We start from the raw sequence: 25626 nt of genomic DNA, 5'->3' as shown, positions 1-25626 counted from the left end.
GCCATGACCGTCCGCAAGAAGAAGATCCAGATTTCGGTCTACCTCGACCCGGCCGTTATGACGGCGCTGACGGACTATGCCGCGCGCCGAGACCAACCTCAATCGCTGATCGCTGAGGCCGCGATCGCCTCCTTTCTGTCCCCGGATGCGGCCGAACGACGGGAGGCGGTGATCGCGAAGCGCCTCGACCAGCTCGATCGCCGCATGATCCGGCTTGAGCGCGACGTCGGCATCGCGGTCGAGACGCTTGCCGTGTTCGTCCGGTTCTGGTTGACCACGACCCCGGCATTGCCGGAGCCGGCCGCGCAAGCCGCGCGCGCCAAGGGAGGTGAACGCTACGATTCCTTCGTCACCGCACTTGGCCGCAGGCTCGCCAGGGGACCGAAGCTCCTGCAGGAGATCGCGGACGACCTCGGTGGCGACGATCATTCGGGCCAGCCACGCTCCTAGGTCTGTACCTGTGAATTTGTGGGGTGCGCGACGATGGCGTGTCCGCCTAGGTGTTTAGTCCCGTCCGCACCGAAGTCGTGTGGCGGTGCAATAAGTCGCGACGGCCCAGATCGGACACAGACACTGCTGGCGGCCTATTGCTTCGCCCGCCAGCGATCGCCGCGGGCATTCTCCTTCGAGAGACCCAATTTGCAGCCAAATATCGCAGGCGGACGCTCTTGCGCCCAACTGTCACAGGTATAAGTGAGCTGCGATTAGCACTTGCTCATTGTGGGTGCGAATCCCGAGATTGCGCACAAGGCCAGGGAGGATCGCATGAAATTCCGTCCGCTTCACGACGGCGTCGTGGTCAAGCGCATCGAAGCTGAAGAGAAGACTGCTGGTGGCGTCATCGTTCCCGACTCGGCCAAGGAAAAGCCCTCGCAGGGCGAAGTGATCGCCGTCGGCCCGGGCGGCCGCGACGAGAGCGGCAAGCTGATCCCGATTGACCTTCAGGTCGGCGACCGCGTGCTGTTCGGCAAATGGTCGGGCACCGAAGTCAAGATCGACGGCAAGGAGCTGTTGATCATGAAGGAGAGCGACATCATGGGTGTTCTCACTGGCACCTCCGCCAGCAAAAAGGCCGCTTAAGCCGTACGCCCGCTCTCTTGAGGAGCAGGCGCTGCCGGCGTCTCGAAAGATGAGGCCAAGAGCCAACTGTCTCGTTCTTCGAGACGCCCGCTTCAAGAGCAAGCACTTCAGGACGAGGAGCAGAGATCAACTCAGGGGAGACAGACATGTCAGCCAAAGAACTCAAATTCGGCGTCGATGCCCGCGACCGGATGCTGCGCGGCGTCGATATCCTCGCCAACGCGGTGAAGGTCACCCTCGGTCCGAAGGGCCGCAACGTGGTGCTCGAGAAGTCGTTCGGCGCTCCCCGCATCACCAAGGACGGCGTCGCTGTCGCCAAGGAGATCGAGCTCGAGGACAAGTTCGAGAACATGGGCGCGCAGATGGTGCGCGAAGTCGCCTCCAAGTCCGCTGACGCGGCCGGTGACGGCACCACCACCGCGACCGTGCTCGCGGCCGCGATCGTGAAGGAAGGCGCCAAGTCGGTCGCCGCCGGCATGAACCCGATGGATTTGAAGCGCGGTATCGACATGGCGGTGGAAGCCGTGGTCGCCGACCTTCAGAAGAACTCGAAGAAGGTCACCTCGAACGAGGAGATCGCCCAGGTCGGCACCATTTCGGCCAACGGCGATGCCGAGATCGGCAAGTTCCTCGCCGACGCCATGAAGAAGGTCGGAAACGAGGGCGTGATCACGGTCGAGGAAGCCAAGTCGCTCGAGACCGAGCTCGACGTCGTCGAGGGCATGCAGTTCGACCGCGGCTACATCTCGCCCTACTTCGTCACCAACGCCGACAAGATGCGTGCCGAGTTGGACGATGCCTATATCCTGATCAACGAGAAGAAGCTCTCCTCGCTGAACGAGCTGCTGCCGCTGCTCGAGGCCGTGGTACAGAGCGGCAAGCCGCTGGTCATCGTCGCCGAGGACGTCGAAGGCGAAGCCCTCGCCACCCTCGTCGTCAACCGCCTGCGTGGCGGCCTGAAGGTCGCGGCCGTCAAGGCTCCGGGCTTCGGCGATCGCCGCAAGGCCATGCTGCAGGACATCGCGATCCTGACCGGCGGCCAGGCCATCTCGGAAGACCTCGGCATCAAGCTCGAGAACGTCACGCTGCAGATGCTCGGCCGCGCCAAGAAGGTGATGATCGACAAGGAAAACACCACGATTGTCAGCGGCGCCGGCAAGAAGGCCGACATCGACGCCCGCGTTGCCCAGATCAAGGCGCAGATCGAGGAGACCACCTCGGACTACGACCGTGAGAAGCTGCAGGAGCGTCTCGCCAAGCTCGCAGGCGGCGTCGCGGTGATCCGCGTCGGCGGCGCGACCGAGGTCGAGGTGAAGGAGCGCAAGGATCGCGTTGATGACGCGATGCACGCGACCCGCGCGGCTGTCGAGGAAGGCATCCTCCCGGGCGGCGGCGTCGCCCTGCTCCGTGCCTCCGAGCACCTGAAGGGCCTGCGCACCAAGAACGACGACCAGAAGACCGGCGTCGAGATCGTGCGCAAGGCGCTGTCGGCTCCGGCTCGCCAGATCGCGGTCAACGCCGGCGAGGACGGCTCCGTCATCGTCGGCAAGATCCTGGAGAACAAGACCTACAATTACGGCTTCGACGGCCAGACCGGCGACTATGCCGACCTCGTCAAGAAGGGCATCATCGACCCGACCAAGGTCGTGCGCACCGCGATCCAGAACGCTGCCTCGGTTGCCGCGCTCCTAATCACCACGGAAGCCATGGTCGCCGAGCTGCCGAAGAAGAACGCACCCGGCGGCATGCCAGGGGGTGGTGGCATGGGCGGCATGGGTGGTGTGGACTTCTAGGTCCAAAGTTCAGCCTTCAAAGAAAGAGAGGCCCGGCATCGCCGCCCGGCTTTTCTGTACTGGTTATATGTCGGACACGAATCGTGCCGGTCGCTGGGCGAACCACTTCTGGTCTGGCCCGAGCGGACGTACCGACGCTCTCGCCTGACGAAAAAGACTAAGTCCGCGCGTGCTCGTCGACAGCGACCTTGAGCACGAATGGCTTCGCGCGCCTGCGCTCCACATCGAACTCTGAGCGGCCCGTGTAATTGATATCCCGGCCATACATGTGCAGTGACATTGAAACGTCTTCTTGCCGAACGTCACAGCAGCTTCTCGACGCCATGCTCGCTCACGTTGCGGATCAGCGGCGCTTGCGATCAACTACGCATCATTCTATGTTCACCAAGACTTCCCCTGCGATAATTTCGGGGGCGCCAAGATGAAGGTCATGCATGCTTGCTTGAACAAACTGCAGGACCTTTTCGTTCGCCGCATTGGCGCTTTCGCGGTCCTCGAATATCATCACAGCGACACCAACGCCTTGGCCCCCATCCAATACATAATAAGATTTAAATCCGGGCGAATCCTTCAGGATCTGGCCGATGCCACTCTTGGCGCGGCGGGCAGCATCCGCAACCGAACGAACCTTGGTGTACTTTCTAACGAACATATACATCTGGCCACCCTTGCATCTCAATTCCGGTCCTGCGCATCAAAGCATATAGGGCCGCTGCTGGACTAGGGCCTGCTTCCGCGATGGTCCAATCGCGTCATTCCAGGCATGCCACTTCCCGACGAGTTCAGTTAGACAACCTCGGAGGCGGTGCGGAGTTGGTATTCGGCCATCTCTGAAGCGAACGTAATCATTCGATCGCTCGTCAGCGCCAGCGGGCAGGGAATGGCGGAATAGCGAGCCCTGGGCGGCCGCGCGTCACCGGCCTCGATGCGACCGAGCATCTCAGGACCCAGGACGGTCCAAACAGTGCAGATCACGTCCACTGTGGAATCGTTATGAGCGGTGAACCGGCTTATACTGGGAATATCCGGACTGGACATCCATGAAATCAGTCCAACCGCGAAGGAGGGTCCGATGAAAGCGCTTTTGCTGCTAACGGCGAGCGGTCCTCTGCTCATTCTCACGTCGCACGAGTCCGTACACGATCAGGAGCTTCTCGAGAAGCTCAAGCACAAGGGAATTGGCAAGTTCGTCGCATTTGAGGTTCCCGTGCCGCTCGCCAGGGAGCGCTACGGCGGGCATTTCCAAGCCGTCGAGAGCGATCTTCACGAGACCGATGATTTGAGAGTGCTCGACTTCAACGGTCAGCGGGCGTTTCAGCTCTTTCGTTTCGATGAACTCGGAGTACCGATTCTTCAAGAACAGCGGTGACCCGGCCTTGTCTCCATGCCTGATCCGAAAGTAGCCCGGGGATGGCTCGGCCACTCGACGGCGGTCGGCGCGTCTCTGCCGCCAAATGGCTGGTTCACCGCCTGCGGGCTGGCGCATTCGGAAGGGACTCCGTTGCTCCTCCACGAACTTCATTAGGGTTGAACGATTTGTAGCTACCAACGCAATGTTCCGTCAGTTGCCCGAGGGCCATTTTTTTCGGATCGGAGCGTGTCGACCGCTGAAGAGACATCACGCAGGAGCTTGTGGCGAAGTTTCAATCGACCGACTACTCGCAAATCCGGGACGTCAAATCCACCGCGCAAGCCATTCCGTTAAGGCGGCGAAGGACGGCTGGGAGGTATCCCTGGTCGTCGACAGCAGCGGTCAGCGCGTTTGCTCATCCACCCGCAGTTGGGGGCGCTTATGAGGTTCGCTGTGACCCTGATAGCGACGCAATCGAGGACCGCACTGCAGGTCCGAGTTGGGGCAATTCCGGACTCATGCACCGCGGCAGAGTGAGCCCCTCATTCGATAACCTCGTCGGCGCATTTTCGAACTTCGCAAATGCCTCCTCAAAATGGATCGGCGCTACGAAGTTCGAACCGGGACGAGGGTTAAAGCAGCCTGGGCGGCCGTCATACCCTTAGAACGGATCCCTCGGACGCTTAAACACTCTGGAAGCGTTCAACCCACAAAGCAGTCGAACGGCCTAGCTCTGAAAAAAGGGACGGATATTGGGTCGGTAGATCCTACTGATCGATGCAACAGCACCACTACTTCCTCTCAATTATTGTTCAACGAAGGCCTTCCATCTGTTCAACTGGAGGGGCCTCAGGGCGGTCAGTTCATCGTCCAGCTCGGCAATGCGTTTTGCAGCAGCGATCATTGCCGCCGCTGCACGATTGTAGTTGTCTGCAGTCATTTGAAACGGGAACACGAACTGACCGTCTTTCACTTTGTAGATCCCAAATTCCCTCAGCAGGAGCGTTACACACTTGTCATAGGTCTTGTAATATTCGGCGTATGCGGCCGACAATTCGGCCGCTACGGCAATTGTTTCGGTGTGCTGCGTATCGATCATGCTCATGAATCTGCGAATTGTGTCGTTTCCAACAAGGAGTGAGCGGGCCTCGTCTTCCAGTTTGCCGCGCTCGGATTTTACCAGAGCGGTATAGCGGGGCTCAAAGGTAGCGATACGACCCTCGGCGGCCTTCAGATCGCGAAGAATTGCGTCTAGATCACTGCGGCTGGAAGCTGGATCGATTGCTTTCGGGATTTCCTTTTGCTCGGCGCCGGTTAACAGCCTTCGAGCGGCAGCATTCATCTCGATCGCATCCAGACTTGCCAGTGCGATCATTTTCAGAATCACGTTCGAGGGATGTCGCTTTAGAGCTTGATCCAATTGTTCAGGATTGCTCACGTCGCGCATGACAACATAGGCGTCACTTTTTGAGATGGCTTCCTGATATCTCGACAAATCGCCCACAAAGTACAGCCCGCTGAAGCCAAGAATCGTGAACGCAAACAGCAACAATAGGCCGAGTGCCAGCCGTCTCGGCGTCTTCGCGCTTTGATCTACCGGCGATCCCACTACTCAGACTCCCGTCCGGGCAACGTTCGTTCATTTCATCGGTCGACTCCGAGGAGGTCAAGGTGACCAATGAAGTGAACCCCAGTCAACATCATCGACTTCACCGGGAAAATACGGTCAGGCATACGACCGAATAAGTTCGATGGAGGGGTGCTCTGGACCGTAGCTGTCGGCAAACCAAGCGGCTCCAACTGAGCGAGCGCGCGCGGACCGACTTGAATGTCAGCGTCGATCGGCTCGGAAGCGTGACATCGATCCTCACTGACTAAGCGATTACACAACTTGGCCGGACGGTCACCGAAGCGCTGGCGAAGCTGAGAGATTGCTCTTCCAGCGCAGGCCAAATGGCGCCTGACCGCCCCCTCAGAAACAAGACGGTCGCTGTCAGCAAGCTACAAAAGAAAATTGACATAGCGCCGCTATGGGTCAAAAGCGCCGCAGGGCAAGCGGCTTGTTATTTCCGGTCTAGCTCGAGAAGCAGACCGTTTGGGGGGGGGCGTCGTTAGCACCTCAGTCCTTGTCGAGTTCTCCCATACGACGCTGGGCATATAGCTCGAGGCCGATCCTCGCAACGAGGTCGATCTGGGTTTCGAGAAAGTCGATGTGCTCTTCCTCATCGTGCATGAGTTCCTCAAACAGATCTCGTGTCACGTAGTCTTTGACCTGATGGCAATGGGTGGCGGCTTCAGCGTAAAGGGAGTGCGCCGACAACTCGGCTTGCAAGTCGCTATCGAGCACGGCCTTCACGCTCTTCCCGATATGAAGGGATTCCAGCGTCTGCATATTGGGAGATCCATCGAGGAAGATGATGCGTTCGATGAGCCTGTCGGCATGTTGCATCTCTTCAATTGATTCCTTGCGCCACGTCTTCGCCAGCACCTTGTAGCCCCAATTGTCGAGCAGGCGGTAATGTAGCCAGTACTGGTTCACCGCAGTGAGCTCGTGACGCAGCGCTCTATTGAGGTATTCGATAGCCGTCTTGTCGCCCTTCATGCTCAGCTCCTTTCGCGGGTGTCGAACCGCATGGTGGTGTGGGCGGCTGAAACTTAATGCCTGACCAGGACGATGGAGAGTTTAGCGCGTCTGTGCTTGCGGTTCGAGCAGTTTGGGGCACCTAGCGTTCGCCGTCGGTGGAGTCCCGCCGCGGTTCGCTACTATGCATGATCCAATGTGAAGCTGAACACCGATAACAAGGGCGCGCTTGCGCAACTCTCCTCCGTGGGCTGGCTATGACGCCACCGACGGCTCGACGCGAGCTGTGTCACCACCGTCTGCTTGACGTAGAAAACTGCCTGGAGCGCAAACGGCGTCACTCGAGCACCCAATATCGACCAATCGCCGACGTAGCGCCAGGCGCGGCGACCGGAGCCAGTTTGGTCCTGATTTGATCGGTAAGCACCCTTATTTGATCAACCGGCCGCTTTCGCAAGCAAGTAGTCTCGCTCCCTTGGCATCCCCCACGTTCCGAGCGTGGTGGTCCCGCCTGATGTGCTGCTCAGGCCTAATAGCCCCGGCTGGCGCACGTCAGGCGGGTTCTGCTGTTAATGGTCAGGCTCCACAGATGGCGGCCCCGACTGCGGACACCGGCGATCGCCCCGTGCCCCTGGCTTGGGCTATGTGCGGGCCTTGCGTCCGCTGAAGTCTTCGGCTTGCCAGCTCTTTCCCGCTTCAATACGGGGCGCGTCGTCGCAGCCTTTGCCGGGCAATTACCTGACCGAGGCGAACTATCGTAGACTTGGTCATTTGTGTGTGTCTCTCTCTCTATACGTCGACGCGGCGCACGCATGATCCTCGCGATGACGCCTGCGGGAGTTCAGGGGCAAGAGCTTGCTTCGGCGCCGACAATGTTGGCGGGTATCCGGTGGTGCGCAACGCGGTTGCAGGCTGCCGCGATCGCCCGACCTGCGTCGATCAGGTTGTGGCTCCGCGCCAATGCTTCCGCCCCTTGGGTTGGAGTGCATGGTCCCGTCTCCGATCGAGCTCATGGTCTCCGCAGAGTTTTCTTTTTCCACGCTACGCTACGATCGTCGTGAGCGCCTTGTTGCACGAAGGGAGTGGTGGCTCTTCTATCCATCCCCATCTGAGGGCGCGGTCTGATCCGCCCTCGATAGATGGGTGCGGCAGTGACATTCCAGTCCTTTCAGTCGGAGGCGGTTTCGCGCGGCGCACGCATGCTCCGCAGCGCGCTGGGACCCGCGATCGCGCGCTATCTCGACGACATTGCGGTCGTCGAGGTGATGTTGAACCCGGATGGCCGGCTGTGGATCGACCGGCTGGCGGGCGGACTGTCGGAAACCGGCGAGCAGCTCTCGGCCGCCGATGGCGAGCGCATCATTCGCCTGGTGGCGCATCATGTCGGCAGCGAGGTCCACGCCGCATCTCCGCGTATTTCTGCAGAATTGCCTGAAACTGGAGAACGGTTTGAAGGTCTGTTGCCGCCTGTCGTGGCTGCGCCCGCCTTCGCAATTCGCAAACCTGCAGTCGCCGTATTTACACTCGATGACTATGCGGCCTCGCGCATCATGACCTCAGACCAGGCGGAAGCACTGCGGCGGGCGGTGGCCGCGCGGAGGAACATCCTGGTCGCGGGCGGAACCTCAACGGGCAAAACGACGCTCACCAATGCGCTTCTTGCGGAAGTCGCCAAGACCAGCGATCGCGTGGTGCTGATCGAGGATACTCGGGAACTGCAGTGCAAGGCGCCGAACCTGGTTGCGCTGCGCACCAGGGACGGGGTGGTCTCGCTCTCGGATCTCGTGCGGTCGTCGCTCCGCTTGCGGCCGGATCGCATTCCGATCGGCGAGGTCCGCGGCGCCGAAGCGCTCGACCTACTCAAGGCCTGGGGCACTGGTCACCCCGGCGGCATTGGCACCATTCACGCCGGTACCGCGCTCGGCGCGCTGCGGCGACTGGAGCAGCTGATCCAGGAAGCTGTCATCACGGTACCGCGCGCCCTGATTGCCGAGACCATCAACATCATTGCCGTGCTTTCCGGCCGCGGCGCCGAGCGTCGCCTCGCCGAGCTCGCGCGCGTCGACGGGCTCGGAGCAACCGGCGACTACAGCCTCTCACCAGCAGGAGATCTCATATGAGCTTTCGAATCTCGCTTCCACCGCGTGCGCTCCCGGTGGCTGTAACGGCAACGGTCCTGTTCGCGACTGCGCCAGCCTGGGCAGCCGGCTCGAACATGCCCTGGGAGCAGCCGCTTAATCAGATCCTGCAATCGGTGGAGGGACCGGTCGCGAAGATCATCGCCGTGATCATCATCATCGTCACGGGGCTGACGCTTGCTTTTGGCGATACGTCCGGCGGTTTTCGCAGGATGATCCAGATCGTATTCGGGCTGTCGATCGCCTTTGCGGCATCGAGCTTCTTCCTCTCGTTCTTCTCCTTCGGCGGCGGGGTGGTGGTCTGATGGATCAACTCGTCGCAGGCTTTGTCGCGCCCGTGCATCGCTCGCTGACCGAACCGATCCTGATGGGCGGTGCACCGCGGTCGGTTGCGATCGTGAATGGAACGCTTGCCGTCGCAGTTGGGCTTGGCCTGCGGCTCTGGATTGCCGGCCTTCTCCTCTGGCTCATCGGCCACATGGCAGCGGTCTGGGCCGCCAAACGCGATCCGGCCTTCGTTGAGGTCGTGCGCCGCCACCTTCGTGTTCCCGGACATCTTTGCGTTTGAGCTCGCTCCATGATGAATCTTTCCGAGTATCGCCGGTCCAGCACCCGTCTTGCCGATTTCCTGCCCTGGGCAGCTCTGGTCGGCGAGAGCGTCATCCTGAACAAGGACGGCTCGTTCCAGCGGACCGCCGGATTCCGCGGGCCGGATCTCGAAAGCGCCGTACCCGCTGAACTCGTGGCTATCGCCGGCCGCCTCAACAACGCCTTGCGCCGCCTGGGCTCGGGCTGGGCCGTCTTCGTCGAGGCGCAGCGCCATTCGGCCGGAGCCTATCCCTCATGCTCCTTTCCGGATGTGGCATCCGCATTGGTCGATGCCGAGCGCCGGGCACAGTTTTCTGCACCGGCAATGGCGCAGGTCCAACACGGCGTGGTAACACCGGCAGTGCAGAAATTTCGGCCGCCCGGCGGCTGCACAGACCAGCTCAGGCAGCAGTGGAAGGCGATGGGCGGCGAACTGGACTGCGCCGAACAGAAGCCGGTGCCGGTGCCGGCCCCACCCGCGACTGCACAATCGATCCCGGCCCCGCCGCCGGTGTCGACGCCGCAGCCGGTGATCCAACCTCCAAGTCCGAAGGACATTGTCACGTCCAATAATGATAATCTCGGCAGATCGACAGCTTCGACCTTCGGAGGAGGGGCCATCTTTGACCCCACGACCGGACAGGTTACTCACTTTTCGACACTCGTGAACGGAATGCCCTCCACCAATGTCGGCGGCGCGCTCGAAGCGATCGAGCAGCAGATTGCCACGATGAGCTCCTCCATGATCAACGACATCGGAAGCGGCGCGGTCGGGCTGGTCCGGCAGAGGGACCCAACAGCGGCCGTGACCATAGCTGCCAAGACGGGTGGCAAGCTCGTCGATCTGACCGGCAGCGACGGCCGTCGGACCTTGACGGGCATCACAAATGGCATTGTCTCAGCGCAATCGTCTGATGCGCTCACGGGGCAGCAGCTGTACCGGTCAGCCGATTCGGTCGCGACCTGGCTTGGCGGGGGCTCGCACGTCAATTCCGACGGAACCGTGTCGCAGCCCTCGTATACGATCCTCGGGAGCACCTATCATGACGTCGCCTCTGCCTTGAATGCTGCGTCTGTGAACAGCATCCGATATGACGTCGCAGCAGACGGTCATCGCCTGAATTCGGTAACTTTGCAGGGCGGCTCTCCCGGCGCTGTAGCACTGCACAATGTGGCCGCGGGTACTGCGGCGAACGATGCGACCAACCTGAAGCAACTGAATGATGGTCTCGCCGCGCTGGGCATTGAAGACCGGATGTATACAGATCGAAAGGTGGCCGCGGTGGACCGGCGCGCGCGAGCGGCTGGTTCGGCAGCGATGGCAGCGGCGGGACTTGCGTTCTCGGATGAGGCCAAAGGCGACCGCTCCGTAGCAATCGCGGTCGGCGCTTTCCGGGACTCAGTCTCATTGGCGGGAGGTCTTGCCTACCGCGCGAGTGATGCGGTGCGCCTCAAGGCAAGTGTGTCCTACACGCCGGACACGGGCGACGTTGGAGCTTCCGGCTCAATCGGCGTCAGATTCTGACCTCCTCGGCGCAGCACCATTGTCGCTCGAATCCGCCGCCATCAATCCGGAAACAAGCCATGCCCAGATCACGCTTGCCTCGTGTTGCTGCTTGGCTCTTGCCATTGGCCTTGGCCGGCTTGTCGGCGGCGATCGCGTCCGACCCTGCACCCCGGCCTTCGAGCCAGACTGGAGCGGCCCCTGCCAGCATTGTATCCGAGCCGACAAAGGCAACTTCGCTTGGATTCGAGTGGGCGAGCGTCTTCGCGCCAGGAAAACCGGCCGCGGCGGGCGACTACACCCGCACGATCAGGCCTTTCTTCGATTGGACCCAGGTTTGCGATGAGATCCGCAACGCCCGGCGCATCTGCTATCTGGAAACGATCTCGCACGGTGATGCCGCGCGATTGAACTGGCGTATCGCGCTCACCAAGGATGGACGATCAATGGCGCTGATCATGCTGCCACGCGACAGCAGCGTGGAGGTCGGTGTCACGGTCTCCTTTGGCGGCTTCACGCGCGTCGTCAAGCCGCTGATCTGTGACCAGGCGCTATGTGCCGCAACGTTTCCTGCGGACGCTGCTTTGATCTCGTTGCTGGGGCGTGAGGACCGCGCCACGATCGTGTTCGAGCGAGTTGGCAAACCCATCACGATGATGGCGAGCTTGCGGGGCCTAATGTTGGCACTGACGGATCTTTCGCAGTCGGTGGCTCCTGCCACCCCGGCACGCCCTCCAGCAGCGAAGCGCGTTGCGCGCCGGACATCGACCGAAGCCGTTGCTGCCACCCAAGGCGACGGCGGCCCCTGGAAGGGCATCCGATAACGCTTCACCTGATAACTCCCACATGGTCAACGTTCGTGCTGGAGCGTTTTTTGCGCTCGAAAGCGCCCTATGCCCTCGCTGAAAAGCGGTCGAATGCGGTGAGTGTCTGGATCCGCACCTCAACTTCCCTCTGATAGATCGTGCTCTGCAGATATTCGATCTCGGCTGTCTGATTGGGCTCATCGACGTCAATGTACCAGGACCGCGGCCGGCCATCGGCGCCGTCGCTCCAGCGATAGCCGCGGCGCTTGAGCTCGTCCTTGAGCTCGAACGGCGACTGCTCAGCCCAGACCCGGATCGTCTTGCGGCGGGCTCGCTCGAGCAGCACGGAGAGCACGGTGCGATCGAGCTGGGGCAGGGTCATGGCGAGGATTTCGAGCAGCGCCAGGCAATCGTCGACCGCCCGGTGCGCCTCGTGAAACAGCCCGGCTTTCATCAGGAGATAGGACAGGCGCGATCCCTCGAAGCCAAGGCCGCGCCATTCGACCTCGCTCACCGAGCAGGCCCAGGCCTTCTGCGTCAACAGGGGTGCATAGCGCTCCATGAACTTGCGATCGAAGCCGGCATTGTGGGCGATGACCACGACCGCATCGGAGACGAAGGCGTTGATGCGCTCCTCATCGAGGCCGTGGTCCTTGACCATCTCGTCGGTGATACCGGTCAGCGCCGTGATCTCGATGGGAATTGCGATCGACGGCTGATTGAAGCAACTGAAAGTATCGATGACCCGGCCGATCCTTCCGTCGGAAAGATAGGTGAACTTGACCATCCCGAGCTCGATGATCTCGTCTTTGGCCGTATCGAGTCCGGTGGTTTCGACATCGAGCAGGATTGCGATCTTGGTCGATTGCCCGTCGCTTGGAGCAAATTCGGAGCGGGGAACGAGCCGCCGCAGCACCCGGTAATCGGGTGACTGCTCCAGCATGCCGGCGATCTCGGCAAGAGTCGGTTGAACGGTCATATTGGGCCGTGTGAGAACATTGAGCTTGTTTGATAGCTCGCAAGTCTATCCGATCGGATCGGGCCTCGCATCGCAGCCCCTGTGGATAGGTCATTGGTGCGCGGAGATTCCCGGCGGCAGGAAGGACTTCTCCCGTGGAACCGGATTGACGATCCGGTCGGTCATCGTCCTAAAATTGAAGCTGTACTTGTTTGAACCAAGCGGCGAGAGCGGCGAAGACCAAACAGTTGTTGTCATCCGATATTGGCCTTCAGGCCGGCAGCTTCGATGCCGGCCACGGCGCAGATCTCGTCATTGTCCGAGGTGTCGCCGCTGACGCCGACGGCGCCGAGCAGGGAAGAACCGTCCATGATCAGCACGCCGCCGGGGACCGGCACCAGCCGGCCCTGCGCCAACGTGTTCACGGAATCGATGAAATAGGCCTGCTCCTGGGCGCGCTGAAACAGCGCCCGCGATCCCATCCCGAGCGCCAGCGCGCCATAGGCCTTGCCATGGGCGATCTCTGCCCGCATCAGGCTGGTGCCGTCCTGTGCCGCGGTCACCTTCACGGCGCCGCGCGCGTCGAGGATGGTGACGACCAGCGGCTTGAACTTCTGCTCGACCCCCTTGGCCAGCGCGGCATCCAGAATCTTGCGGGCAGTTTCGAGAGTGAGCTCAGCCATGGGCCTCTTCCTTTGTCGGTAACAATCTGTCGGAATTCGATTTCGCACGTTTCAGGCTCATCGCCAATACGCTGGCGACATGCAGCGGCGTGCGCCCGCTGCCGTCCTTGATCTGGTGCCGGCATGAGGTCCCGTCAGCCACGATCAGCGTGTCCTGATCGGCGCCTCTGACAGCCGGCAGCAGCGACAGTTCGGCCATCTCGATCGAGGCCTGGTAGGTGTCGGCGCCATAGCCGAACGCGCCGGCCATGCCGCAGCAACTCGACTCGATGGTCTTGACGTCGAGGCCCGGTACCAGGCGCAGCACCTTCTCTACCGGCTTGAACGCGCCGAAGGATTTTTGGTGGCAATGGCCGTGCACCACGGCCTTGCCGGCGACCGCGCCGAGCGGCAATGCGAGGCGCCCGGCCTCGGCCTCGCGCACCAGAAATTCCTCGAACAGCAGCGCGTGCGCGCTGACGGTTTTGGCGGCCTCATCCGAACGCAGCGACAGCAGCTCGTCGCGCAACGTGAGAAGGCAGCTTGGCTCGAGACCAATGATCGGCACGCCGCGGGCCGCGAACGGGACGTAGGTCGCAACCAGCCGGTCAAGCTCGGCACGGGCCTGCTCCACCAGTCCGGCCGACAGGAACGTCCGCCCGCAGCACGGCGCCCGCCCGCCGTCCGATGGCCTCGGCAGATGCACGCGATAGCCGCCGGCGACAAGCACCTCGATCGCGGCGTCGAGATTCTCGCGCTCGTAGCCGCGGTTGAACGTGTCGGCGAACAGCACCACTTCGCGGCCGTCGGCTGGACCCAGCACCTCGGCGTCCGGCCGGAAGGTGTCGCGGCGAAACGCCGGCAGCGCGCGCTTGGCGCTGATCCCGGCGAGCCTCTCGAACAGGCTGCGCAACAGTGGGCTGCGGTTGCGCCAGTTCGCGATCGGCGCAAAGCGCGAGGCGAGATCGACGTAGCGCGGCAGATAGCCGACCAGCCGGTCGCGCAGCGTTAGACCATGGGTCGCGGCACGCGCGGCGAGCACCTCGATCTTCATCTTGGCCATGTCGACGCCGGTCGGGCATTCATGGCGGCACGCCTTGCAGGAGACGCAGAGCTTCAGCGTCTCCATCATCTCGTCGGAGGCGAGCGCGTCCGCACCCAACTGGCCCGAGATCGCGAGCCGCAGCGTATTGGCGCGGCCGCGGGTGACGTCCTTCTCGTTGCGCGTGGCACGATAGGATGGGCACATCACGCCGCCTTCGAGCTTGCGGCAGGCGCCGTTGTTGTTGCACATCTCGACGGCGCCCTGGAAACCGCGGCCGGCGCCGGGATAGGCCGACCAGTCCAGCGCCGTCTTCAATTCGCCGACGCGATAATCGGGCGAAAAACGAAATAGCGAGCGATCATCCATCCTGGGCGGATCGACGATCTTGCCCGGGTTGAGCGTGTTGGTCGGATCGAAGCGCTGCTTGACCTCGCGGAAATCGGCCACGATGCGCTGCCCGAACATCGCTTCGTGGAATTCCGAGCGCACCAGTCCGTCGCCGTGCTCGCCGGAATGCGAGCCCTTGTATTCGCGCACCATCGCGAAGGCTTCCTCGGCAATGGCGCGCATCGCCTTGACGTCCTTCTCGAGCTTGAGATTGAGCACCGGGCGCACATGCAGGCAGCCTTCGGAGGCATGCGCATACATCGTGCCGCGGGTGCCGTGCCTGGCGAACACGGCATTGAGCCGCTCGGTGTAATCGGCGAGATGCGGCAGCGGCACCGCGCAGTCCTCGACGAACGAGACCGGCTTGCCCTCCTGCTTCATCGACATCATGACGTTGAGGCCGGCGGCGCGGAAATCGGCGATGCCGGTCTGCAGCGCGGGCTCGACGATCTCGACCACGCCGCCCCATTTGCGCTGCGGCTTGTCCCAGCCGAAGCCGAGGTCGGCCATCAGCTCGCCGAGCTGCCTGAGGCGGGCGAGATTGTCGGCTTGGTCCTCTTCGGCGAACTCGACCACCAGGATGGCGTCCGGATCGCCGCGCACGGCCGCCGAGATGATCGGCTGGAACATCGCGATCTCGCGGCCGAGCGCGATCATGGTGCGGTCGACCAGCTCCACGGCAATGGGCCGCAGCTTGACCAGATGCTGGGCGGCGTCCATCGCCTCGTAGAAGCTGCCGAAATGGCAGACGCCGAGCGCCTTGTTGCGGATCACCGGCCACAGCTTCAGCTCGACCTGCGTGGTGAAGGCGAGGGTGCCTTCCGAGCCGACCAACAGATGCGCCAGATTGTTCGGCGCGTTGCGTGGCACCAGCGCGTCGAGGTTATAGCCACCGACGCGGCGCTGCACCTTGGGGAATTTGTCGGCGATTTCGAGCGCCTCGCGCTCGCCGAGATCGAGCATGTCGCGAAATAGCTTCAATCCGCTGTCGGAGCCGTTGATCCGCGTCAGGTCGCGCGGCACCTCGCCGAAATGCAGCAGCGTGCCGTCGGCGAGCGCGGCATCCATCGACAGCGTGTTGTCGCGCATTGTGCCGTAGCGCAGCGAGCGACCGCCGCAGGAATTGTTGCCGGCCATGCCGCCGATCGTGGCGCGCGACGCGGTCGAGACGTCGACCGGAAACCACAGCCCGTGCTTCCTGAGTTGCCGGTTGAGATCGTCGAGCACGATGCCGGGCTCGACCACGCAGGTCCGATTCTCGACGTCGAGCGAGAGGACCCGGTTCAGGTGCTTGGACAGGTCGACCACGATGCCGTCATTGACGGTCTGGCCGCATTGCGAGGTGCCGCCGCCGCGCGGGGTGACGATCCGCCCGGCGTCGCGGACGATCGCGAGCGTCCGCAGCGCCTCGTCGACGGTTCGCGGCACCACCACGCCGGCCGGCACGATCTGGTAGAACGAGGCGTCGGTCGCGTAGCGGCCGCGGTTGAAGGCGTCGAAAAACACGTCGCCGGCCAGTTCGGACCGCAGGCGCTGTTCGAGCGAGGAGGCGTTCTTCATCCCAGATCCGATGTGATCCATGACGACCACGTTGATTGCTCATGGATTATGCATTCTCTCGACGTGAGAATTACATTATGAATTCATAATGGGCAAGGATGGCTGCCCTCCAACCATCCTTGAGCTGGCCCCTTTAGTCGTTCTGGGGCGTCGTCTCCAGGCCGCTGTCCGGCCCCTCCGCGAGGTGATCGATGGCGGCGGCGCGCTTGTTGCGCAGGTGCTGGAACAGGATGTCGCTGAGCTCGCTTGCCGCGCGTCGGCGCAGCGCATCGAGGATCGCCTCGTGCTCGCGCATCGCCTCGGCCCAACGCTGCCGCTTGCGGGCGAAATTGGCGGAATAGCGGACGCGGCGGATCCGGCCGGCGAAGTTGGCATAGGTCGCCTTCAGCGTCTCGTTGCGTGCGGCCGCAACGATGCTCTCGTGGATTTGCTGGTTGGTCTGGAAATAGCCGTGCATGTCGCGGTGCAGATAATGGCCGTACATCTCGTAATGCAGCCGCTCGATCGCGACGATTTCTTCGTCGGTGATGATCTCGCATGCCAGTCGTCCGGCGAGGCTCTCGAGCCCGGCCATGACGTCGAACAATTCCTCGAGGTCGCGCGGGCTGAGCCGGCGCACCCGCGCGCCGCGGTTGGGCAAGAGCTCGATCAGGCCCTCGGCAGCCAGCACCTTGAGCGCTTCGCGCAGCGGCGTCCTTGAGATCCCCAGCATCTCGCAGAGCTGCCGCTCTGGAACGCGGGCGCCCTCGGGAATGTTGCCTTCCACCACATAGTCGCGGAGCCGCAGCAGGATCTCGCCGTGAAGCGAGGCCTCCTGGCGGTCGCTGCCATTGCCGGCGGCTGGCGGGCTGATTGGAACCCCGGCTTCGGGAATCGCGGATTTCATATTCTGAACAATAATTTGCCGGCGCGGTCGCGTCGATGCTCTCGATCGAATACCAAAATTCGATTGAAAAGACAAAAAATGAATGCAAAATAGATCGCCGAGGGGCCGAAATCCGGCGATTGGGAGGTTCTCATGCATCAAGGGCGCCATTTTCTGCAGATTCCAGGGCCAAGCCCGGTCCCAGATCGCATCCTTCGGGCGATGGATATGCCGGTCATCGACCACCGCAGCGCCGAATTCGCCGCGCTCGGCCGTGCCGTGCTCGAGGGCAGCCAGAAGGTGTTTCAGACCAAAGGGCCGGTGGTGATCTTCCCGTCATCAGGGACCGGCGCCTGGGAGGCCGCGATCGTCAACACCCTGTCGCCGGGCGACAAGGTCCTGATGGTCGAGACCGGCCACTTCGCCACGCTGTGGCGGCAGATGGCCGGCCGCTTCGGCATCGAGGTGGATTTCATGCCCGGCGACTGGCGCCGCGGCGCGGACCCCGCCCAGATCGAAGCAAGGCTTGCCGCCGACACCGCGCACAGCATCAAGGCGGTGATGGTCGTCCACAACGAGACCTCGACCGGTGCGACCAGCCGGATCGCGGACATCCGTACTGCCATCGACCGCACCGCGCATCCGGCGCTCCTGATGGTCGACACCATTTCCTCACTCGGCTCGGTCGATTACCGGCACGACGAGTGGAAGGTCGACGTCAGCGTCAGCTGCTCGCAGAAGGGCTTCATGCTGCCGCCCGGCCTTGGCTTCAACGCCATCTCGGAGAAGGCGCGCGCCGCGTCGCGCACCAATAAGATGCCGCGCTCTTATTTCGACTGGGAGGAAATGCTGAAGCCGAACGCCAAGGGCTTCTTCCCCTATACGCCGGCGACGAATCTGCTCTACGGGCTGCGCGAGGCGATCGCGATGTTGCTGGAGGAGGGGCTCGACAACGTGTTCGCCCGCCATCTGCGGCTGGCCGCCGCCACGCGCGCCGCCGTCAATCAGTGGGGGCTCGAGGTGCTGTGCCAGGAGCCCTCGGAATTCTCGCCGGTGCTGACCGCGGTGATGATGCCGCCCGGACATGATGCCGATCAGTTCCGCAAGGTCGTGCTCGACAATTTCAACATGTCGCTCGGTGCCGGCCTGTCGAAGGTCGCAGGCAAGGTGTTCCGCATCGGTCATCTCGGCGAGTGCAACGAGCTGACGCTGCTTGGCGCGCTGACCGGAGTCGAGATGGGATTGTCGGTCGCCGGTGTGCCGCACCGCTCGGGCGGCGTCGAGGCGGCGATGAAGCTTCTCGAACAGCGCGACCAGCGCAATACACCGCCGCATCTGAAAGTCGTCGGCACCTAGCAGCCAGCGCCTCAACAAACTCAAAAAAATCGCGGGGGAGGGGATATGAGGCTTCGGTTCAAGGCCACCCATGTCGTGTTGGCCATGCTCTGCGTGATGTACTTCATCACCTATGTGGACCGCGTGAACATCGGCACCGCGGCCGGCGAGATCCAGAAGGAGCTCGGCCTGTCCAATACCGAGCTCGGTCTGGTGTTCTCGGCATTCGCCTATCCGTACCTGCTGTTTCAGGTGATCGGCGGCTGGGTCGGCGATCGCTTTGGGCCGCGCCAGACCTTGTTCTGGTGCGGCATGATCTGGGCCGCGGCGACCATAATGACCGGCTTTGTCCATGGCCTTGCCGCGCTGTTCGTCGCGCGTTTCGCGCTGGGGTTCGGCGAAGGCGCGACGTTTCCGACCGCGACACGCGCGATGCAGTACTGGACGCCGGCGAACCGCCGCGGCTTCGCGCAAGGCCTGACGCATTCATTCGCGCGGCTCGGCAATGCCATCACCCCGCCGGTGGTCGCGCTGCTGATCCTCTGGCTGACCTGGCGCGGCGCGTTCGTCGTGCTCGGTGTCGTCAGCCTGATCTGGGGCATCGCGTGGGTCTGGTACTTCCGCAACGAGCCGCGGGACCACGGCTCGATCACCGCGGCCGAGCTTGCGACCTTGCCGCCGCGGCCGAAAGGCGAGCGGCCGAAGGTGCCGTGGGGACCGCTGCTGCAGCGGATGTGGCCGGTGACGCTGACCTATTTCTGCTACGGCTGGTGCCTGTGGCTCTATCTCAACTGGCTGCCGCTGTTCTTCAAAAACAACTACAGCCTTGATCTGAAGAACTCGGCGCTGTTCGCATCCGGCGTGTTCTTTGCCGGCGTCGTCGGGGACAGCATCGGCGGCGTCATCTCCGATCGCATTCTCGAGCGCACCGGCAATGTACGGCTGGCACGACTCAGCGTGACGGTCGTGGGCTTCGCCGGCGCGCTGCTGTCGCTGATGCCGATCCTGTTCGTCCACGACATCACGGTGGTGGCGCTCTGCCTGTCGGCCGGCTTCTTCTGCGCCGAACTCGTGATCGGGCCGATGTGGTCGATCCCGATGGACATCGCGGCGAAATATTCCGGCACCGCCGCCGGGATCATGAACACCGGCTCGGCTTTCGCGGCCATCGTCTCGCCGCTGGTCGCCGGCTTCGTCATCGACGCCACCGGAAACTGGTACCTGCCGTTCCTGATGTCGATGGGACTGCTGCTGGTCGGCGGCTTCTCGGCGTTCCTGATGCATCCCGAGCGGCCGTTCGAGGAGACGAACGAATCGGTGGTGCCGGGCAAGGTGGTGGCCGCCGAATGAGGCGCTGCCGGCCCGGCGGAGCGCCGTCAGATATGCATGACGGACCCCCGCCGGGCCTAGGACAAACCCGGCGAATAGTGATATGCGAGCGGCTCACCACGACCAAGACGAGACCGGGAAAGACGCTCATGACCGTGCATACTGGAAGGCATTTTCTGCAGATTCCGGGACCGACCAACGTGCCGGACCGGGTGCTGCGGGCCATGGATATGCCGACCATGGACCATCGCGGTCCCGAGTTTGCCGAGATCGGTTTCGCCGTGCTTTCTGCGATGCAGCGTGTGTTCCGCACCAAGCAGCCCGTGATCATCTACCCGTCGTCGGGGACCGGCGCCTGGGAGGCTGCGATCGTCAACACGCTGCAGCCCGGCGACAAGGTCCTGATGTGCGAGACCGGCCAGTTCGCGGTGCTGTGGCATGGCATTGCCGACAAGTTCAAGCTCGACGTCGATTTCATCTCGGGCGACTGGCGCCACGGCGCCGACCTCGAGCAGATCGAGGCCAGGCTGTCCGCCGACAAGGCGCACAAGATCAAGGCGGTCTGCGTGGTCCATAACGAGACCTCGACCGCCTGCGTCACCTATCCGCGCGACGTCCGCAAGATCCTCGACACGCTGAAGCATCCGGCACTCTTGATGGTCGACACCATCTCCGGCCTCGGCTCGCTGGAATATGAGCATGATGCCTGGGGCATCGATGTCTCCATCGCCGGCTCCCAGAAGGGCCTGATGCTGCCGCCCGGCCTCGGCTTCAACGCCGTGTCGGAGAAGGCGCTCGCCGTGGCCAAGGCCAATCCGGGCATGCGCTCCTATTGGGATTGGCAGGAAGTCATCAACATCAACAAGGCCGGCACCTGGCCCTATACGCCCGCCACCAACCTCCTGTTCGGCCTGCGCGAGGCCGTGAATATGCTGGAGGAAGAGGGCCTCGAGAACGTCTTCGCCCGCCACAAGCGCCACAGCGAGGCGACGCGCGCGGCGATCAAGGTCTGGGGCCTCGAGACACAGTGCCAGGAGCAGGGCGCACACTCGCCGGCGCTGACCGCGGTGCGGGTGCCTGACGGCCACGACGCCGACCACTTCCGCAAGGTCGTGCTGGAGAATTTCGACATGTCGCTCGGCACCGGCCTCAACAAAGTCAAGGGCAAGGTGTTCCGGATCGGGCACATCGGGCACTTCAACGACCTGATGCTGATGGGCACGCTGTCCGGCGTCGAGATGGGCCTTGATCTGGCCAAGGTGCCACATCGCAGCGGCGGCGTGCTGGCCGCGATGGAGGTCCTGAAGGGACGCGACGCTTCGCAGTCGAAGGCTGTCGCTTAAAAAGGCCGTCGCCTAAAATCGAATCGCAAACAACAGAAAGAGCGAGACATGAACGCGCCCGTCACTTCGACCGAAGACCTGATCTATTCCGTCGAGGACGGGATCGCGCGCATCACGTTCAACCGGCCGCAGGCGCGCAATGCGCTGACCTTTGCGATGTACGAGCAGATGGCGGCGATCTGCGAGAACATCAATCAGGATCACTCCGTCAAGGCGCTGATTATGACCGGCGCGGGCGACAAGGCGTTCGCCTCGGGCACCGACATCTCGCAGTTCCGGGCCTTCAAGACTGCCCAGGATGCGCTGGACTATGAGGCGCGGATCGACCGCGTGCTGGGCACGCTCGAACAGTGCCGCGTGCCCGTGATCGCGGCGATCGCCGGCGCCTGCACCGGCGGCGGCGCCGGCATTGCCGCCTGCTGCGATATCCGGATCGGCACCGATGCGACGCGGATCGGCTTCCCGATCGCGCGCACGCTCGGCAACTGCCTCTCGATGTCCAACATCTCGCGGCTGGTGTCGCTGATCGGTCCGGCGCGGACCAAGGATCTGATCTTCAAGGCGCGCCTCGTCGAGGCGCCGGAAGCGCTGGCGCTCGGGCTGTTGAACGAAGTCGTCCCCGATGTGGAGACGTTGCAGCGCCGCGCCACCGAGACGGCGAAGCTCGTCGCGGGCCACGCGCCGATCACGCTCGAAGTGACCAAGGAAGCGGTGCGCCGCATCCGCCGCACGCTGTCGCGCGAGGAGGGTGAGGACCTGATCCTGCGCGCCTATATGAGCGAGGATTTCCGCGAAGGCATGGACGCCTTCCTCAACAAGCGCGCGCCCAACTTCAAGGGCAAGTAACGGTCGTCCTGGATTCCTGGCGGAAAGCGCGCTTTTCGCATTGATCCCCGTTGTCAGAAAGCTGGGCCCGAGACGGACTCCGCGCTGTTTTGATTGTTGGTCCTGAGCGTCCCCACCTCATTCCAAAGTCATAGGCCATGCGGCAGTTCGCGGCTTGAACTCACGTTCATTCTCGGCACAATGCCGCGAGCCCTCCACCTCGCAGGTTTTGCCAAGCCGAACAAATAGATAGGGAAGAAACACGTGGGACAGATTGTAAAAACCACGGCTGCAATCGCGGCCCTCTTGCTGAGCACGCCCGCCTTTGCCGGCTGGGAGCCGAGCAAGCCGGTCGAAATCGTGGTCGCGGCCGGTGCCGGCGGCGCCTCCGACCAGATGGCGCGCATGATGCAGGCGGCGATCCAGAAGAACAATCTGATGAAGCAGCCGATGGTGGTGTCGCTGAAGGGCGGCGCGTCGGGTGCGGAAGCGCTGATGTACATGAAGTCCAGCGAGGGTGATCCCAACAAGGTGCTGATCGCCTATTCGCTGATCTACATGCTGCCGCTGTCGGCCAAGATCCCGTTCAACTGGCGCGACCTCACCCCGGTGTCGGTGATCGCGCTCGATCAGTTTGTGTTGTGGGACAACGCCTCCGGTCCGAAGACCGTGAAGGAGTTCATCGCTGCCGCGAAAGCGGCGAGCGCGCCGTTCAAGATGGGTGGCACGGGCTCCAAGCGCGAGGATCACGTGCTGACCGTCTTCATGGAGCAGAAGACCGGCGCAAAGTTCTCCTACCTGCCGTACAAGTCCGGCGGCGAGGCCGCGACCCAGCTGGTCGGCGGCCACACCGAGTCCAACGTCAACAATCCCAGCGAGAACCTCGAAGTCTGGCGCGCCGGACAGGTTCGCGCGCTCTGCGTGTTCGACAAGGAACGCATCTCCTACAAGACCAAGGTCACCGACACGCAATCCTGGAACGACATCCCGACCTGCAAGGAGGAGGGACTCGACGTGCAGTATCTGATGCTGCGTGCGATGTTCCTGCCGGGCAAGGTCACGCAGGAGCAGCAGGCGTTCTATGTCGACCTGTTTCAGAAGGTGACGCAGACGGCTGAATACAAGGACTACATGGAGAAGCAGGCACTGAAGCCGATCTTCCTCACCGGCAAGGACATGGTCGAGTTCCTCGAGGATGACGACAAGCAGAATGCCTCGCTGATGAACACGGCAGGGTTCGTCGCAAAATAGCGGTCCGGTCCGGAATTGCCTTGCAAGCGGCTGCGGCGCAGTGATTACTGCGCCGCAATATGGCCGAACGTCCGGCGAGCCCGATCGGGCTTGGGTCACCCCTCCGGCGCCGTTGCGGGACCGTGAGGAGCGATCATGACCAAAGCCGTGTTAGGGATCATCGGTGGATCCGGCATCTACGATCTGCCGGGCCTGGAAAATGTCCGCGAGGAGGCGATCACGAGCCCTTGGGGCGAGCCGTCCGCGCCGCTCCGCCGCGGCGAGATGGCGGGACTCCCGATCGTGTTCCTGCCGCGCCACGGCCGTGGACACGCGCTGTCGCCGTCCGACATCAACTATCGCGCCAATATCGACGTGCTAAAGCGGGCGGGGGTCACCGACCTGGTGGCGCTGTCCGCATGCGGCTCGTTCAAGGAAGAGCTGCCGCCCGGTACTTTCGTGCTGGTCGACCAGTTCGTCGATCGCACCCACAAGCGCGAGAGCTCGTTTTTCGGCAAGGGCTGCGTCGCGCATGTCTCGATGGCGCATCCGGTGTCGCCGTTGCTGGCGAGGCATCTCGCCGCCGCTGCCGAGGCCGAAGACATCGCGTTCGCCCGCGGCGGCACCTACCTCTGCATGGAGGGGCCGCAGTTCTCCTCGCTCGCCGAAAGCCTGACCTACAAGGCGCAGGGCTATTCGGTGATCGGCATGACCAACATGCCGGAAGCCAAGCTCGCCCGCGAGGCCGAGATCTGCTACGCCAGCGTGGCGATGGTCACCGATTTCGATTGCTGGCATCCGGCGCATGATGCCGTGACGGTGCAGGATATCATCCGTGTGCTGAATTCGAACGCCGAGAAGGCAAAGGCGCTGGTCGCGCGGCTGGCGCGGGATTTCCTGCGCGAGCACGAGCCGTGTCCGGTCGGTTCGGATCGGGCGCTTGATACCGCGCTGATCACGGCGCCCGCGGCCCGCGATCCGCAACTGCTGGCCAAGCTCGATGCCGTCGCCGGGCGGGTGCTGCGGTCGTGAAGAAGTCCTCCAGGAGCGCGCGACGCGAAGGACGTAGGACATGAAAGTCGATGGACGACATTTTCGCAGCATCTGGCTCGAGCCCGACGGCTGGTCCGTCGGCGCGATCGATCAGCGCCGGTTGCCGCATGAATTCATCGTCGCCAAACTCACCACCGCGGACGAGGCCGGCGAGGCGATCCGCTCGATGCTGGTCCGCGGCGCGCCCCTGATCGGCGCCACCGCAGCCTACGGCATGGCGCTTGCGATGCGCGCCGATGCCTCCGACGCGGCGCTCGAGCGCGCCGGCAGGATGTTGCTGGCGACCCGGCCGACCGCGATCAATTTGAAATGGGCCGTTGACGAGATGCAGCGCGCGCTCGTGCCGCTCGCGGCTTCGGCCCGCGCCGAGGCGGCCTATGCCCGCGCGCGCGAGATCGCCGACGATGATGTCGAGATCAACCGCGAGATCGGCCGTCACGGGCTCGGCCTGATCGAGACGATCGCCGCGACCAAGAAGCCGGGCGAGCTGGTGAACGTCCTGACGCATTGCAACGCCGGCTGGCTTGCAACCGTGGATTGGGGGACTGCGACATCGCCGATCTACCAGGCGCACGATCGCGGCATTCCGGTCCACGTCTGGGTCGACGAGACCCGCCCGCGTAATCAGGGCGCCTCGCTCACCGCTTGGGAACTCGGTCACCACGGCGTGCCGCACACCGTGATCCCCGACAACACCGGCGGTCATCTGATGCAGCACCGCATGGTGGACCTCGCGATCGTCGGGACTGATCGCGTCGCCGCCAATGGCGACGTCTGCAACAAGATCGGGACCTATCTGAAAGCGCTCGCGGCCCACGACAACAGCGTGCCGTTCTATGTTGCGCTGCCGTCACCGACCATCGACTTTAGTATCGATGACGGTGTCAGGCAGATTCCGATCGAGCAGCGCGCGGCCGCCGAGGTGACGCATCTCACCGGGCGGACGGCGGATGGACGGATCGAGACCGTGCGCGTGGTTCCGGACGGCTCGTCGGTTGCCAATTTCGGCTTCGACGTCACGCCGGCGCGGCTGGTGACCGGATTGATCACCGAGCGCGGCGTTCTCAAGCCGGAGCGTGCTGCACTTGCGAGCGCCTTTCCCGAACGTTCCACCGTTTAGCTGAAGGCTGCATTGACGGTGGTTGCATCAGCACGCTATCCCAATCGTTGCCCTCGCAACCCAGACCGTCTCA

At 63.0% G+C, this 25626-nt stretch carries 23 protein-coding genes and 1 pseudogene; 17 read left to right on the top strand and 7 right to left on the bottom strand.

What is annotated here, in order from left to right; genetic code table 11:
* Positions 1-3: 3 nt before the first annotated feature.
* The 3 genes from ACVIHF_RS22200 (at position 4) to groL (ending at position 2873) form a co-directional block, all read left to right on the top strand.
* A complete protein-coding gene (locus ACVIHF_RS22200; protein ID WP_456780132.1) occupies positions 4-450 on the top strand; it encodes a CopG family transcriptional regulator in 447 nt (148 codons plus the stop codon).
* A gap of 315 nt (positions 451-765) precedes the next feature.
* The gene (locus ACVIHF_RS22195; RefSeq protein WP_456792538.1) at positions 766-1080 is read left to right on the top strand and encodes a co-chaperone GroES; all 315 of its coding nucleotides are present in this window, start codon (positions 766-768) and stop codon (positions 1078-1080) included.
* A 146-nt stretch (positions 1081-1226) separates the two neighbouring features.
* The gene (groL, locus tag ACVIHF_RS22190) at positions 1227-2873 is read left to right on the top strand and encodes a chaperonin GroEL (protein WP_456792537.1); all 1647 of its coding nucleotides are present in this window, start codon (positions 1227-1229) and stop codon (positions 2871-2873) included.
* Between the two features lie 370 nt (positions 2874-3243).
* Here groL and ACVIHF_RS22185 read toward each other — a convergent pair whose 3' ends face one another.
* Positions 3244-3531, bottom strand: a complete 288-nt coding sequence (locus ACVIHF_RS22185) for a hypothetical protein (protein ID WP_456780135.1) — start codon at positions 3529-3531, stop codon at positions 3244-3246.
* A 414-nt stretch (positions 3532-3945) separates the two neighbouring features.
* Here ACVIHF_RS22185 and ACVIHF_RS22180 point away from each other — a divergent pair, with 414 nt between their 5' ends.
* Complete coding sequence (locus tag ACVIHF_RS22180) at positions 3946-4242, top strand: cytosolic protein (RefSeq protein WP_069275481.1); 297 nt, start codon at positions 3946-3948, stop codon at positions 4240-4242.
* Positions 4243-5029: 787 nt separating this feature from the next.
* Here the strand turns inward: ACVIHF_RS22180 and ACVIHF_RS22175 are convergent.
* Both ACVIHF_RS22175 and bfr read right to left on the bottom strand, forming a co-directional pair.
* A complete protein-coding gene (locus ACVIHF_RS22175) occupies positions 5030-5833 on the bottom strand; it encodes a hypothetical protein (protein WP_456780137.1) in 804 nt (267 codons plus the stop codon).
* 510 nt (positions 5834-6343) lie between these two features.
* A complete protein-coding gene (gene bfr / locus ACVIHF_RS22170; RefSeq protein ID WP_456780138.1) occupies positions 6344-6826 on the bottom strand; it encodes a bacterioferritin in 483 nt (160 codons plus the stop codon).
* Between the two features lie 1118 nt (positions 6827-7944).
* On the opposite strand from bfr, the gene trbB reads away from it, so the two are divergent.
* The 6 genes and pseudogenes from trbB (at position 7945) to ACVIHF_RS22140 (ending at position 11859) form a co-directional block, all read left to right on the top strand.
* Positions 7945-8925 (top strand): P-type conjugative transfer ATPase TrbB, encoded by a 981-nt coding sequence (gene trbB, locus ACVIHF_RS22165; protein ID WP_456780139.1) that lies wholly within the window; start codon positions 7945-7947, stop codon positions 8923-8925.
* Entirely contained in the window at positions 8922-9248 is a 327-nt protein-coding gene (locus ACVIHF_RS22160; RefSeq protein WP_456780140.1) for a TrbC/VirB2 family protein, read from the top strand. Before trbB ends, ACVIHF_RS22160 begins: the two co-directional genes overlap by 4 nt.
* Positions 9248-9511 (top strand): VirB3 family type IV secretion system protein, encoded by a 264-nt coding sequence (locus ACVIHF_RS22155; RefSeq protein WP_456792536.1) that lies wholly within the window; start codon positions 9248-9250, stop codon positions 9509-9511. Before ACVIHF_RS22160 ends, ACVIHF_RS22155 begins: the two co-directional genes overlap by 1 nt.
* A 9-nt stretch (positions 9512-9520) precedes the next feature.
* Positions 9521-9844 (top strand): annotated as a pseudogene (locus tag ACVIHF_RS22150) (conjugal transfer protein TrbE); the annotation flags it as partial.
* A 12-nt stretch (positions 9845-9856) separates the two neighbouring features.
* Entirely contained in the window at positions 9857-11056 is a 1200-nt protein-coding gene (locus tag ACVIHF_RS22145; RefSeq protein WP_456794110.1) for a YadA-like family protein, read from the top strand.
* A 59-nt stretch (positions 11057-11115) separates the two neighbouring features.
* Entirely contained in the window at positions 11116-11859 is a 744-nt protein-coding gene (locus tag ACVIHF_RS22140; protein WP_456792534.1) for an invasion associated locus B family protein, read from the top strand.
* Positions 11860-11926: 67 nt separating this feature from the next.
* Here ACVIHF_RS22140 and ACVIHF_RS22135 read toward each other — a convergent pair whose 3' ends face one another.
* The 4 genes from ACVIHF_RS22135 to ACVIHF_RS22120 form a co-directional block, all read right to left on the bottom strand.
* Positions 11927-12820 (bottom strand): 3'-5' exonuclease, encoded by an 894-nt coding sequence (locus ACVIHF_RS22135; protein WP_456792533.1) that lies wholly within the window; start codon positions 12818-12820, stop codon positions 11927-11929.
* Between the two features lie 233 nt (positions 12821-13053).
* Entirely contained in the window at positions 13054-13482 is a 429-nt protein-coding gene (locus ACVIHF_RS22130; RefSeq protein ID WP_456792532.1) for a GlcG/HbpS family heme-binding protein, read from the bottom strand.
* Complete coding sequence (locus tag ACVIHF_RS22125) at positions 13475-16453, bottom strand: FAD-binding and (Fe-S)-binding domain-containing protein (RefSeq protein ID WP_456792531.1); 2979 nt, start codon at positions 16451-16453, stop codon at positions 13475-13477. The genes ACVIHF_RS22130 and ACVIHF_RS22125 overlap by 8 nt, the downstream gene beginning before the upstream one ends.
* A gap of 133 nt (positions 16454-16586) precedes the next feature.
* A complete protein-coding gene (locus ACVIHF_RS22120) occupies positions 16587-17339 on the bottom strand; it encodes a GntR family transcriptional regulator (RefSeq protein WP_253607772.1) in 753 nt (250 codons plus the stop codon).
* 132 nt (positions 17340-17471) lie between these two features.
* On the opposite strand from ACVIHF_RS22120, the gene ACVIHF_RS22115 reads away from it, so the two are divergent.
* The 7 genes from ACVIHF_RS22115 (at position 17472) to mtnA (ending at position 25553) form a co-directional block, all read left to right on the top strand.
* Positions 17472-18674, top strand: a complete 1203-nt coding sequence (locus ACVIHF_RS22115) for a pyridoxal-phosphate-dependent aminotransferase family protein (protein ID WP_456792530.1) — start codon at positions 17472-17474, stop codon at positions 18672-18674.
* A gap of 45 nt (positions 18675-18719) precedes the next feature.
* Positions 18720-20003 carry an MFS transporter gene (locus ACVIHF_RS22110; protein ID WP_456792529.1) on the top strand — a complete coding sequence of 428 codons (1284 nt, stop codon included), beginning with the start codon at positions 18720-18722 and terminating at the stop codon, positions 20001-20003.
* Between the two features lie 128 nt (positions 20004-20131).
* Positions 20132-21325, top strand: coding sequence for a pyridoxal-phosphate-dependent aminotransferase family protein (locus tag ACVIHF_RS22105; protein WP_456792528.1), 1194 nt, complete (start codon positions 20132-20134; stop codon positions 21323-21325).
* A 48-nt stretch (positions 21326-21373) separates the two neighbouring features.
* Entirely contained in the window at positions 21374-22171 is a 798-nt protein-coding gene (locus tag ACVIHF_RS22100) for an enoyl-CoA hydratase/isomerase family protein (RefSeq protein ID WP_456792527.1), read from the top strand.
* A 252-nt stretch (positions 22172-22423) separates the two neighbouring features.
* Positions 22424-23401 (top strand): Bug family tripartite tricarboxylate transporter substrate binding protein, encoded by a 978-nt coding sequence (locus ACVIHF_RS22095; RefSeq protein ID WP_375166564.1) that lies wholly within the window; start codon positions 22424-22426, stop codon positions 23399-23401.
* 135 nt (positions 23402-23536) lie between these two features.
* On the top strand, positions 23537-24412 hold the full coding sequence (locus ACVIHF_RS22090) for an S-methyl-5'-thioadenosine phosphorylase (protein ID WP_456792526.1): 876 nt from the start codon (positions 23537-23539) through the stop codon (positions 24410-24412).
* A 40-nt stretch (positions 24413-24452) separates the two neighbouring features.
* A complete protein-coding gene (gene mtnA, locus ACVIHF_RS22085; RefSeq protein WP_456792525.1) occupies positions 24453-25553 on the top strand; it encodes an S-methyl-5-thioribose-1-phosphate isomerase in 1101 nt (366 codons plus the stop codon).
* The last annotated feature ends 73 nt before the right edge of the window (positions 25554-25626 follow it).

Source organism: Bradyrhizobium sp. USDA 4506 (assembly GCF_054058795.1).
The sequence above is the reverse complement of the archived record's forward strand: the minus strand, read 5'-3'. Positions and strand labels throughout refer to the sequence as shown.

Coding starts and splice junctions, on each gene's coding strand:
- ACVIHF_RS22125 (WP_456792531.1), bottom strand. CDS start 16,453: ATGAAGAACGCCTCCTCGCTCGAACAGCGCCTGCGGTCCGAACTGGCC.
- ACVIHF_RS22160 (WP_456780140.1), top strand. CDS start 8,922: ATGAGCTTTCGAATCTCGCTTCCACCGCGTGCGCTCCCGGTGGCTGTA.
- groL (WP_456792537.1), top strand. CDS start 1,227: ATGTCAGCCAAAGAACTCAAATTCGGCGTCGATGCCCGCGACCGGATG.
- ACVIHF_RS22195 (WP_456792538.1), top strand. CDS start 766: ATGAAATTCCGTCCGCTTCACGACGGCGTCGTGGTCAAGCGCATCGAA.
- ACVIHF_RS22120 (WP_253607772.1), bottom strand. CDS start 17,339: ATGAAATCCGCGATTCCCGAAGCCGGGGTTCCAATCAGCCCGCCAGCC.
- mtnA (WP_456792525.1), top strand. CDS start 24,453: ATGAAAGTCGATGGACGACATTTTCGCAGCATCTGGCTCGAGCCCGAC.
- ACVIHF_RS22090 (WP_456792526.1), top strand. CDS start 23,537: ATGACCAAAGCCGTGTTAGGGATCATCGGTGGATCCGGCATCTACGAT.
- ACVIHF_RS22200 (WP_456780132.1), top strand. CDS start 4: ATGACCGTCCGCAAGAAGAAGATCCAGATTTCGGTCTACCTCGACCCG.
- trbB (WP_456780139.1), top strand. CDS start 7,945: ATGGGTGCGGCAGTGACATTCCAGTCCTTTCAGTCGGAGGCGGTTTCG.
- bfr (WP_456780138.1), bottom strand. CDS start 6,826: ATGAAGGGCGACAAGACGGCTATCGAATACCTCAATAGAGCGCTGCGT.
- ACVIHF_RS22130 (WP_456792532.1), bottom strand. CDS start 13,482: ATGGCTGAGCTCACTCTCGAAACTGCCCGCAAGATTCTGGATGCCGCG.
- ACVIHF_RS22140 (WP_456792534.1), top strand. CDS start 11,116: ATGCCCAGATCACGCTTGCCTCGTGTTGCTGCTTGGCTCTTGCCATTG.
- ACVIHF_RS22115 (WP_456792530.1), top strand. CDS start 17,472: ATGCATCAAGGGCGCCATTTTCTGCAGATTCCAGGGCCAAGCCCGGTC.
- ACVIHF_RS22185 (WP_456780135.1), bottom strand. CDS start 3,531: ATGTATATGTTCGTTAGAAAGTACACCAAGGTTCGTTCGGTTGCGGAT.
- ACVIHF_RS22100 (WP_456792527.1), top strand. CDS start 21,374: ATGAACGCGCCCGTCACTTCGACCGAAGACCTGATCTATTCCGTCGAG.
- ACVIHF_RS22105 (WP_456792528.1), top strand. CDS start 20,132: ATGACCGTGCATACTGGAAGGCATTTTCTGCAGATTCCGGGACCGACC.
- ACVIHF_RS22135 (WP_456792533.1), bottom strand. CDS start 12,820: ATGACCGTTCAACCGACTCTTGCCGAGATCGCCGGCATGCTGGAGCAG.
- ACVIHF_RS22180 (WP_069275481.1), top strand. CDS start 3,946: ATGAAAGCGCTTTTGCTGCTAACGGCGAGCGGTCCTCTGCTCATTCTC.
- ACVIHF_RS22155 (WP_456792536.1), top strand. CDS start 9,248: ATGGATCAACTCGTCGCAGGCTTTGTCGCGCCCGTGCATCGCTCGCTG.
- ACVIHF_RS22110 (WP_456792529.1), top strand. CDS start 18,720: ATGAGGCTTCGGTTCAAGGCCACCCATGTCGTGTTGGCCATGCTCTGC.
- ACVIHF_RS22145 (WP_456794110.1), top strand. CDS start 9,857: ATGGCGCAGGTCCAACACGGCGTGGTAACACCGGCAGTGCAGAAATTT.